Source organism: Kitasatospora sp. NPDC059571 (assembly GCF_042735675.1).
Classification (GTDB): Bacteria; Actinomycetota; Actinomycetes; order Streptomycetales; family Streptomycetaceae; genus Kitasatospora.
In genome coordinates, this window is sequence record NZ_JBHWBW010000137.1 from 6371 (window position 1) to 17241 (window position 10871).

Consider the following 10871-nt stretch of genomic DNA (forward strand, 5'->3'; position numbering starts at 1 on the left):
GGGGGGGGGGGGGCGTCCCACCCCACCGCCTAACAACCGGGGGGGGTGGCCCCGTCGCGGTCCCCCCCGCGGCCCCCCCCCGCGCCGTCCGCCGCGAAGCGGGCCGAGGGGCGCGAGGACGAGGACCGGATGGCTGCCACGACGATGGACGAGGCTCCTGAGGACGGCGCGACGACCGTTGCGACCGCGCCTCCCGGCGACACCGCACTGTTCGCCGGCAGAGCGGCGCCCGCCGCCAGGACCCTCGTCGACGTCCTGGCCGCGACCACCGCCGCGCACCCGCACGAGCCCGCCCTCGACGACGGCACCGAGGTGCTCGACTACGCCGCCCTGGCCGGCGCGGTCGAGCAGCTGCGGGCCCGGCTGGCCGCGGCCGGCGTGGGCCTCGGCGACCGGGTGGGCGTCCGGGTGCCGTCGGGCACCAACGACCTGTACGTGGCCGTCCTCGCGGTGCTGGCGGTCGGCGCGGCATACGTGCCGGTCGACGCCGAGGACCCGGACGAGCGTGCCGACCTGGTCTTCGGCGAGGCCGGGGTGAAGGCGGTGCTCACCGCCGGGCTGCGGATCGCCGACCAGCGGATCGGGCGCTCCGAGCCCGGCCGGCCGACCCCGGACCACGACGCGTGGATCATCTTCACCTCCGGCTCCACCGGACGGCCCAAGGGCGTGGCGGTGACCCACCGCAACGCGGCGGCCTTCGTCGACGCCGAGGCCGCGATGTTCCTGCAGGACGAGCCGATCGGCCCCGGCGACCGCGTGATGGCCGGGCTGTCGGTGGCGTTCGACGCCTCCTGCGAGGAGATGTGGCTGGCCTGGCGGCACGGCGCCTGCCTGGTGCCGGTGCCGCGGGCCCAGGTGCGCAGCGGCGCCGATCTGGGGCCGTGGCTGGCGGACCAGGAGATCACGGTGATCTCGACCGTGCCGACGCTGGCCGCGCTCTGGCCGGCGGAGGCGCTCCTGGAGGTCCGGCTGCTGATCTTCGGCGGTGAGGCCTGCCCGCCGGAGCTGGTGGAGCGGCTGGTCACCGAGGGCCGCGAGGTGTGGAACACCTACGGCCCGACCGAGGCCACCGTGGTCGCCTGCGGGTCGCTGCTGGACGGGACGGGCCCGGTGCGGATCGGCCTGCCGCTGGACGGCTGGGAGCTGGCCGTGGTCGACGCCGACGACCGGCCGGTGGCGATGGGCGACAGCGGCCAGCTGGTGATCGGCGGCGTCGGGCTGGCCCGCTACCTGGACGAGGTCAAGGACGCCGAGAAGTACGCGCCGCTCGCCTCGCTGGGCTGGGAGCGCGCCTACCGCAGCGGCGACATCGTCCGCGCGGAACCGGAGGGCCTGGTCTTCCTCGGCCGCGGCGACGAGCAGATCAAGCTCGGCGGGCGGCGGATCGAGCTGGGCGAGGTCGACGCCGCGCTCCAGGCGCTGCCCAAGGTGGCCGGCGCCGCCGCGGCGGTGCGCACCGCGCGCAGCGGCAACCAGCTGCTGGTCGGCTACCTGGTCGTCCAGGACGGCTTCGACCGGGCCGGCGCCGTCGAGCGGCTGCGCGCCGAGCTGCCGGCCGCCCTGGTGCCGCTGCTGGCGCCGGTGGACGAGCTGCCGACCCGCACCTCGGGCAAGGTCGACCGCAACGCGCTGCCCTGGCCGCTGCCGGCCCTGGAGCAGGACGGCCCGGCGGAGCAGCTGTACGGCACCGAGGCCTGGCTGGCCGAGCAGTGGGCCGAGATCCTGGGCGCCCCGGTGCGGGGCGCCGACGACGACTTCTTCGCGATCGGCGGCGGCAGCCTGGCCGCCGCCCAGCTGACCACCCTGCTGCGCGGCCGCTACCCGGCGGTGTCCGTGCTGGACATCTACCAGCAGAAGACGCTGCGCCGCCTGGCCCGGCTGCTGGAGCGCTCGGTCCGGGCCGACGGCCCGGCCCGGGAGATCGCCCCGGTGCCGCGCCGGGCGAAGGCCGTGCAGCTGGCGCTGCTGCTGCCGCTGTTCACCCTGATCGGCCTGCGCTGGTCGGTGGCGCTGCTGGCGCTGGGCAACGTGCTGGCGTGGTGCGGCGACTACCCGTGGGCGCCGACCGCCTCCTGGTGGGCGGTCGCGGCGGGTGCGCTGGTGCTGTTCAGCGCCCCGGGCCGGCTGGCGATCGCGGCCGGCGGCGCCCGGCTGCTGCTGCGCGGGGTGCGGGCGGGCAGCCATCCGCGCGGCGGCTCGGTGCACCTGCGGCTCTGGGCGGCCGAGCGGCTCGCCGAGGCCAGCGGCGCGACCTCGCTGACCGGCGCCTGGCTGGTGCGGTACGCGCGGGCGCTGGGCGCCCGGGTCGGCCCGGAGGTCGACCTGCATGCGCTGCCGCCGGTGACCGGCATGCTGCGCCTGGGCAAGGGCTGCGCGGTGGAGAACGAGGTCGACCTGTGCGGCTACTGGCTGGACGGCGACCGGCTGGAGATCGGCCCGGTGCGGGTGGGCTCGGGTGCGGTGATCGGCACCCGGTCGGTGCTGTTCCCGGGCTCCCGGGTCGGCAAGCGGGCCGAGGTCGCGCCGGGCTCCGGCGTGGCCGGGCACGTCCCGACCGGCCAGCGATGGGGCGGCGCGCCCGCGGTGAAGCTCGGCAAGGCGGAGCGGGGCTGGCCCAAGCAGCGGCCGGCGCGCACCCCGCAGTGGGCCGCCGTGTACGGCCTCACCGGCTTCGGTCTGGGCCTGCTGCCGGTGCTGGCACTGGTGCCGGCGCTGCTGACGGCCGGCCTGTTCGTGCACCCGGGCGACGGCCTGGGCGCGGCGCTGCGCGGCGCCTTGGCGGCGGTCGTCCCGGCGACGCTGGTGTACGGGCTGGCGTACGCGGCGCTGGTGCTGGCCGGGGTCCGGGTGCTGAGCCGCGGGCTGCGCACCGGCTACCACCCGCTGCACGGCCGGATCGGCTGGCAGGCGTGGACGGTCAGCCAGCTGATGGACGCGGCCCGCGAGACGCTCTTCCCGCTGTACGCCGGGCTGATCACCCCGGTGTGGCTGCGGCTGCTCGGGATGCGGGTCGGCCGGCGGGCCGAGGTGTCGACGGTGCTGGCGCTGCCCAGCCTGACCACGGTCGGGGACGGCGCGTTCCTGGCCGACGACACGCTGATCGCCCCGTACGAGCTGGGCGGCGGCTGGGTGCGGGTCGGCCGGGCCGAGATCGGCCGGCAGGCGTTCCTCGGCAACTCCGGGATGACCGCGCCGGGCCGCTCGGTGCCCGACCGCGGCCTGGTGGGGGTGCTGTCGGCGGCGCCGAAGAAGGCCAAGCGCGGCAGCTCGTACCTGGGCATGCCGCCGGTGCGGCTGCCGCGGGCGGCGGACACCGCGGACGTGCGGCTGACCTACGACCCGCCGGCCCGGCTGCTGTGGGCGCGCGGGCTGGTGGAGCTGGGCCGGCTGGTGCCGGTGCTGGCGTCCGCCGCGCTGGCGGTGCTGACCGCCGCCGCGCTGTGCGCGCTGGACTCGCCGCTGCTGGCCGGGCTCGTGCTGCTGGCGGCCGGGGTGGCGGCCTGTGCGGTCGCGGTGGCCGCCAAGTGGCTGCTGGTCGGGCGCTTCCGCGCCGAGGAGCACCCGCTGTGGAGCGGCTTCGTGTGGCGCAACGAGCTGGCCGACACCTTCGTCGAGGTGCTGGCGGTGCCGTGGCTGGTGGGCGCGGTGCCGGGCACCGCGGTGCTGGACGTGTGGCTGCGGGCGCTGGGTGCGCGGATCGGCCGCGGGGTGTGGTGCGAGAGCTACTGGCTGCCGGAGGCCGACCTGGTCGAGCTCGGGGACGGGGTGAGCATCAACCGGGGCTGTGTGCTGCAGACCCACCTCTTCCACGACCGGATCATGAGGCTGGATACTGTGGTTCTCCGCGAGGGCGCCACCCTGGGCCCGGGCGGAATCGTGCTGCCGGGCAGCACGATCGGGGAGCGTTCCACGCTGGGGCCGGCCTCGCTGGTGATGCGTGCGGAGACGGTCCCCGCCGACACCCGCTGGCTCGGCAACCCGATCGAGGCCTGGCAGCAGTGACCGTGCCGCAGTCCGCCCAGGAAGTGATCGAACCGGTGAGCCCCAAGGCCGTTGCCACGGACCCGTACTTCCCCGGCAACGGGGACACCCGCTACCGGGTGCACCGGTACGAACTGGTCCTGGACTACCGGCCCGCGCCCAACCGGCTGGCGGGCTCCGCCCGGATCGTCGCCATCGCGGGCCCGGCGCAGCTGCGCGATTTCGCCCTGGACCTCGCCGACTTCAAGATCGGCAAGGTGCTGGTGAACGGCCGGACGGCCCGCTGGTCGCTGCGGGCCGGCAAGCTGCGGATCCGGCCCGACCGGCCGCCGGGCCCCGGCGAGGCCTTCACGGTGGAGGTCCACTGGTCGGGCAACCCGCGCCCGGTCCGCAGCCCCTGGGGCGGGCTGGGCTGGGAGGAGCTGACCGACGGCGCCCTGGTGGCGAGCCAGCCGGTCGGCGCGCCGTCCTGGTACCCGTGCAACGACCGGCCGTCGGACAAGGCCAGCTACCAGGTCTCGGTGACCACCCCGTCGGCGTACGCGGTGGTCACCGGCGGACGGCTGCTGACCCGCACGGCCCGCTCGTCGAGCACCACCTGGGTGTACGAGCAGTCGGCGCCGACCGCGAGCTACCTGGTGGGGCTGTCGATCGGGATGTACAAGGAGGTCCGGCTGCGCGAGGCGCTGCCGGGCGGGGTGCCGCAGAGCGCCCACGTGCCGGCCCGGCTGCTGTCCCGGTTCGAGCACGACTTCGGCCGCCAGCCGGAGATGATGCGGCTCTTCGAGGAGCTGTTCGGCCCGTACCCGTTCGGCGAGTACGCGGTGGTGGTCGCGGACGAGGAGCTCGACGTCCCGGTGGAGGCCCAGGGGCTGGCCACCTTCGGCACCAACCACCTGGACGGGCTGCGCGGCTCGGAGCGCCTGGTCGCGCACGAGCTGGCCCACCAGTGGTTCGGCAACAGCGTGACGGTGGCCGACTGGCGGCACATCTGGCTGAACGAGGGCTTCGCGAAGTACGCGGAGTGGCTCTGGTCGGAGCGCTCCGGCGGGCTGTCCGCGCAGCAGCGGGCGGCGATCGCGTACGGCAAGCTCACCCGGCAGCCGCAGGACCTGCGCCTCGCCGACCCGGGCCGCCGGCTGATGTTCGACGACCGGTTGTACGACCGCGGCGGGCTGACCGTGCACGCGCTGCGCCTCGCCCTCGGCGACGACGCGTTCTTCCGGATGGTGCGCGGCTGGACGACCGCCGGGCGGCACGGCTCGGTGACCACGGCGGACCTGGTCGCGCACGCCGCGCGCTACACCGACCGGCCGCTGGACGGGCTCTTCGAGGCATGGCTGCACCGGCCCGGGCTGCCGCCGATGCCGGCCTAGGGCCTCTCTTTCGGATCTTGTCGGAGCGCGCCCGGCAAGATCCGAAAGAGAGGGCCTGAGCCGCGCGCCGGGCGACGCGCCCGCGCGCTCCCGTGCGCCGGTGACGCTCCGCCGTCGCCTACCGTCGTATCCGTAACGGCGGGGGCACGCGAAGGAGGGGCCCATGGCCCGCAAGTGGTGGACCCTGCTGACCGTGTCGGTGGCGACCTTCATGCTGCTGCTGGACATCACGGTCGTGAACGTGGCCCTGCCCTCCATCCGCAAGGATCTCGGCGCGAGCTTCACCGACCTGCAGTGGGTCTTCGACGCGTACGCCCTGACGCTGGCCGCCTTCGTGCTGACCGCCGGTTCGCTGGCCGACCGGCTCGGCCGGCGGCGGGCCTTCGCCGCCGGGCTGGTGATCTTCTCGGTGGCCTCGCTGCTGTGCGCGGTCGCCCCGAACCCGACCTTCCTCAACCTCGCCCGCGCCCTCCAGGGCGTCGGCGGGGCGGTGATGTTCGCGGTCTCGCTCGCCCTGATCGCCCAGGAGTTCCCGGCCGGCCGGGAACGCGGCACCGCGATGGGCGCGTACGGTGCCACGATCGGCATCGCGGTCGCGGTCGGCCCGCTGATCGGCGGTGTGCTGACCGACTCGCTCGGCTGGGAGTCGATCTTCTACCTGAACGTGCCGATCGGCGCGGGCGCGACCGTGCTGACCTTCTTGAAGCTGCGCGAGAGCCGCGACCCCGCCGCGACCAGGATCGACTGGGCGGGCGTGGCGACCTTCAGCCTCGCGCTGTTCCTGCTGGTGCTGGCACTGGTCCGGGGCAACGCGGAGGGCTGGGGCAGCGCCCTGATCGTCGGGCTGTTCATCGGCTGCGCGGCGCTGCTGGCCGCCTTCGTGGCGGTCGAGCTGCGGGTCCCCGAGCCGATGCTGCCGCTGGAGCTGTTCCGGAGGCCGGCGTTCACCGGCGTCCAGCTCGCCGCGTTCGCCATCTCCAGCTCGCTCTTCGCGCTCTTCCTCTACCTGACGCTCTACCTGCAGAACTACCTGGGACTGTCGGCGTTCCAGGCCGGCCTGCGCTACCTGCCGACCACCCTGCTGAGCTTCCTGGTCGCGCCGATCGCCGGCGCCCTGCTGTCGCGGGTGCAGGCCCGGCTGATGCTCGGCACGGGCCTCGCCGCGGTCGGCGTCGGGCTGCTGCTGATGGGCGGCATCACCGCGGACTCGCAGTGGACGACCCTGCTCGGCGGCTTCCTGGTGGCCGGCGCGGGCGTCGGCCTGGTCAACCCGGTGATCGCGGACGTGGCGGTCAGCGTGGTGCCGAAGGAGAAGAGCGGCATGGCCGCGGGCGTCAACGACACCTTCCGGCAGGTCGGCATCGCGGTCGGGATCGCCGTCTGGGGCGCGGTGTTCATCGGCCGCGGCACCGAGCGCTTCCGCGAGCTGGCCGCGGGCACCGAGGCCGCCCGGGGCGCCCGCCCGCGCGAGCTGGTCGAGGCGGCGTCCTCCGGCAGCCTCGACCAGGTGCTCGCCGCCACCCCCGCCCCGGCGAGGGAGGCCGTACGGGCGGCCGCCCGCGCCGGCTTCCTGAGCGGCCTCAACACCGTGCTGTTCATGGGCGCCCTGGTCAGCCTGGCCGGCGCCGTGCTGGCGCTGTGGCTGGTCCGGGAGAACGACATCGACCGCTCCGGCGCCGAGGGCTGAGCTCCCCCGATCGGCGCAGCGCGTCCCGCGGCCGACCCGCCCGAGGAGCAGGCTGGTGCGGTAGCCATCCGTCGGCCCCGGGAGGACCCGATGCCCGAACACCTCTCCCCGGCCGAGCGCAGGGACCTCGGCCGCGCCGCCCGCAAGCGGGCTCCCCGCTCCGCACAGGCCGACGGCACCGGGGCGGCCGCGGACCGGCCCGATCCGGTCGCCGTGCTGACGGCGCAGGCCGAGGACCGGCTCGCCGAACTGCTGCCGATCCGGTACGGGCGGATGGCCGCCTCGCCGTTCGCCTTCCTGCGCGGCGCCGCCGCGGTGATGGCGGCCGACCTCGCCGCCGTGCCGCACAGCGGCCTGACCGTACAGCTCTGCGGCGACGCGCACCTGCTGAACTTCGGCGTGTTCGGCTCGCCGGAGCGCGCCCTGCTGTTCGACCTGAACGACTTCGACGAGACCCTGCCCGGCCCGTTCGAGTGGGACGTCAAGCGCCTGGCGGCGAGCCTCGCGGTGGCCGCCCGCTCGCTCGGGGCCGGCAACCCGCAGGCCGCCGAGGCGGTCCTCGCCGGCGTCGAGGCGTACCGCACCGCGATGCGGCAGCTGGCCGGCCTCGGCGAACTGGCGGTCTGGTACCTGCGGATCGACGCCGAGGAGGTGCTGGCGGCGATCCGCCGCCCGGCCCGGCGGCGCAAGGCGGAGAACCGGCTCGCCGCGGCCCGTCGGCGCGACAACGTCCAGGCCGCCGCCAAGCTCACCGAGACGGTCGGCGGCCGGCGCCGGATCGTGGAGCGCCCGCCGCTGCTCACCCATGCCGGCCTGGAGGGCCTCGACGAGGAGGTGGTGCACGCCGCGCTGACCGACTACCGGGCTTCGCTGCCCGAGGAGCGCCGGGCGCTGCTGGACCGCTTCCGCTTCGTGGACGCCGCCCTCAAGGTGGTCGGCGTCGGCAGCGTCGGGACCCGCTGCCTGGTCGCCCTGCTCCAGGGCCGGGACCAGGACGACCTGCTGCTCCTGCAGTTCAAGGAGGCCGGCCGCTCCGTCCTGGAGGACCACCTGCCGCCGAGCACCCTGGACCACCACGGCCACCGGGTGGTCGCCGGCCAGCGCCTGCTGCAGGCGGCCGGCGACATCTTCCTCGGCTGGATGACCGGGCCCGGGGGCCGGCACTTCTACTGGCGCCAACTGCGCGACATGAAGGGCTCGGTCGTGGTGGAGGAGATGTCCCACCGGGGGCTCTGCCAGTACGCGGCGCTGTGCGGCACCGCCCTGGCCCGGGCGCACGCCCGCTCCGGCGACCGGATCGCCATCGCCGGCTACCTGGGCGGCAGCGACACCTTCGACCGGGCCGTGGCCCGCTTCGCGGTGGCGTACGCGGACCGCACCGACGCCGACCACGCGCTGCTGGCCGCGGCCGTCGCCTCCGGCCGGATCCGGGCCACCGAGGGGATATGACGGATCGCCACCGATGCCACCCGGCCGGCTGAGCGGAACGCACCGAACCGGCTACCACGAGTGGCGGGGGCGCCCGGCCGCTCCTAGCGTCGGCGGGGGCGGGTCGTGCACGTGCCGACCCGTGCCCTCGGACCTCGTACCCCGAAAGCAGGCCACAGCTCCATGCCCATGCGACGGACCCACTACCTCGCGGGCGGCCTCGCCGCCCTGGTCGCGAGCCTGGGGGCGATCCCGCCCGCCCACGCCGCGACCCTGCACACCGTCAGCCCCGGTGACTCCATCCAGCAGGCCGTCGACGCGGCGGCCCCCGGCGACACCGTCCAACTGCTGCCCGGCACCTACACCGGGAGCGTCGAGATCGACCGCTCCGACATCACACTGCGCGGCGCCGGCGCGCGGACGGTGCTCGTCCCGGCGGCGACGGCGTCCGGCGCCTGCGCGACGGCCGGCCACGGCATCTGCGTGCACGGCGCCGCGGCCACCCCGCTCACCGGGGTCCGGATCGCCTCGCTGACCGTCTCCGGCTTCGCCAAGAACGGCATCGACGCCTCCGGCACCGACGGCCTGCGGGTGACCGGCGTCGGCGCGCACGACAACGGCCAGCAGGGCATCAGCGAGGAGCTGTCCGTCCGCTCGGTGATCACCGGCAACGACGCCACCGGCAACGGCCAGTCGGGCGTCTTCCTGGCCAACTCGGTCGCCCACGAGGGCGGCGCCATCGACACCGGCGGCACCGTCGTCCGCGCCAACCACCTGGCCGGCAACCGGATCGGGGTCACCGTCCGCCGGCTGCGCGACCTCACCGTCGACGCCAACGACATCACCGGCAACTGCGGCGGCGTCTTCGTGGTCGGCGACGAGGGCGTGCCGCGGGCCGGGGCCCTGACGGTCAGTGACAACCACGTGTACGAGAACAACAAGTACTGCGCGCCCAACCCTCGGCTGGCCGCCATCCAGGGCACCGGGATCCTCTTCACCGGCGCCGAGGACTCGCTGGTGACCGGCAACCGGGTCGAGGACAACCGGGGCGACTCGCCGATGTCCGGCGGCGTGGTGCTGTTCGCCAGCCTCGTCGGCACGCCCAACACCGGCATCACCGTGACCGGCAACCTGGTGACCGGCAACGGGCCGGCCGACCTCGCGGACCGCGACACGGGCACCGGCAACACCTTCTCCCGCAACACCTGCCGCGTCTCCGAGCCCGCCGGCCACTGCTGACCGGCGACCCCGCCGGCCGGACGCACCCCCCGAAACCGGGCAGTCACTGCCCCGTACGAAAGGCGCCCGATGTCCACCACCGCACCGCCCTCCGCGCCGCCCGCGGCGGCCCTCGCCGCACCCGCGCCCGCCGCCTCCCCGCCGGCCGTGATGCGGCTGCGCGAACTGGTCTTCGGCGCGGCCTGCGCCGCCGCCATCCGCGCCGCCGCCTCGCTCGGCGTGGCGGACGCCGTCGGCGACTCCCCCACCGCCGTCCGCGACATGGCCGCCGAACTGGGCGTGGAGCCGAAGCCGCTGCGCCGTCTGCTGCGCGCGCTCGCCAGCTACGGCATCTTCACCGAGTCCGGCGACGACCGCTTCGCGCACACCGACATGTCCCGGATGCTCCGCGAGGACGCCCCCAACAGCCTGCGCAACATCGCCCTGTGGTGCACCGAGCCGTGGACCTGGCAGGTCTGGCCGCGGCTGGACGATGCGGTGCGCACCGGCCGCAACGTCTTCCCCGACGTGTTCGGCAAGGAGTTCTTCCCCTACCTGCACGACGACGCGGCCGAGTCCGCGCGCATCTTCGACAAGGCGATGAGCAGCTCCAGCCGGCAGTCCGCGGCGGACCTGGTGGCGTTCCTGGACGTCACCGGCGTCTCCTCGGTGGTCGACATCGGCGGCGGCCAGGGCCTGGCGCTGGCCGGCCTGCTGGAGAAGCACCCGCAGCTGCACGGCACCCTGCTCGACCTGCCGCAGGTGGTGGCCGGCGCCGACGCCCGGCTGCGGCCCGGCGGGGCGCTGGCCGACCGGGCCCGGCTGGTGCCGGGCGACTGCCGGGTGGACATCCCGGTGGAGGCCGACCTCTACCTGATCAAGAACATCCTGGAGTGGGACGACGAGTCCACCCGCCGCACGCTGGCCAACATCGTCCGGGCCGCCCGGCCCGGCGCCCGGGTCGTGGTGGTGGAGAACCTCGTCGACGACAGCCCCTCGATGCGCTTCACCACCGCGATGGACCTGCTGCTGCTGCTCAACGTGGGCGGCGCCAAGCACTCGCAGGAGAGCATGCTGGGCCTGATGTCCGAGGCCGGCCTGCGGGTCGACGCGGTCCGCCCGGTCAACCCCTACCTGCACGCCTTCGACAGCGTCGTCGAGGGCTGATCCGCCACCCTCCC

General features: G+C 75.3%; 6 protein-coding genes. All 6 read left to right on the forward strand.

Annotated features, from left to right (window positions below):
- Window positions 1-144 precede the first annotated feature (144 nt).
- On the forward strand, window positions 145-4002 hold the full coding sequence (locus ACFV0G_RS17605) for a Pls/PosA family non-ribosomal peptide synthetase (protein WP_380547849.1): 3858 nt from the start codon (window positions 145-147) through the stop codon (window positions 4000-4002).
- Window positions 4003-4004: 2 nt separating this feature from the next.
- Complete coding sequence (locus ACFV0G_RS17610; RefSeq protein ID WP_380547852.1) at window positions 4005-5357, forward strand: M1 family metallopeptidase; 1353 nt, start codon at window positions 4005-4007, stop codon at window positions 5355-5357.
- 163 nt (window positions 5358-5520) lie between these two features.
- Entirely contained in the window at window positions 5521-7044 is a 1524-nt protein-coding gene (locus ACFV0G_RS17615; protein WP_380547837.1) for an MFS transporter, read from the forward strand.
- Between the two features lie 90 nt (window positions 7045-7134).
- On the forward strand, window positions 7135-8493 hold the full coding sequence (locus ACFV0G_RS17620) for a DUF2252 domain-containing protein (protein WP_380547840.1): 1359 nt from the start codon (window positions 7135-7137) through the stop codon (window positions 8491-8493).
- A gap of 162 nt (window positions 8494-8655) precedes the next feature.
- Window positions 8656-9711 (forward strand): nitrous oxide reductase family maturation protein NosD, encoded by a 1056-nt coding sequence (locus ACFV0G_RS17625; protein WP_380547843.1) that lies wholly within the window; start codon window positions 8656-8658, stop codon window positions 9709-9711.
- Between the two features lie 69 nt (window positions 9712-9780).
- Window positions 9781-10857 (forward strand): methyltransferase, encoded by a 1077-nt coding sequence (locus tag ACFV0G_RS17630; RefSeq protein ID WP_380547846.1) that lies wholly within the window; start codon window positions 9781-9783, stop codon window positions 10855-10857.
- Window positions 10858-10871 lie beyond the last annotated feature (14 nt).

What these genes read in the sequence shown, in the direction of transcription:
- ACFV0G_RS17605 (WP_380547849.1), top strand. Translation starts at nt 145, where the DNA reads ATGGACGAGGCTCCTGAGGACGGCGCGACGACCGTTGCGACCGCGCCT.
- ACFV0G_RS17615 (WP_380547837.1), top strand. Translation starts at nt 5,521, where the DNA reads ATGGCCCGCAAGTGGTGGACCCTGCTGACCGTGTCGGTGGCGACCTTC.
- ACFV0G_RS17620 (WP_380547840.1), top strand. Translation starts at nt 7,135, where the DNA reads ATGCCCGAACACCTCTCCCCGGCCGAGCGCAGGGACCTCGGCCGCGCC.
- ACFV0G_RS17625 (WP_380547843.1), top strand. Translation starts at nt 8,656, where the DNA reads ATGCCCATGCGACGGACCCACTACCTCGCGGGCGGCCTCGCCGCCCTG.
- ACFV0G_RS17630 (WP_380547846.1), top strand. Translation starts at nt 9,781, where the DNA reads ATGTCCACCACCGCACCGCCCTCCGCGCCGCCCGCGGCGGCCCTCGCC.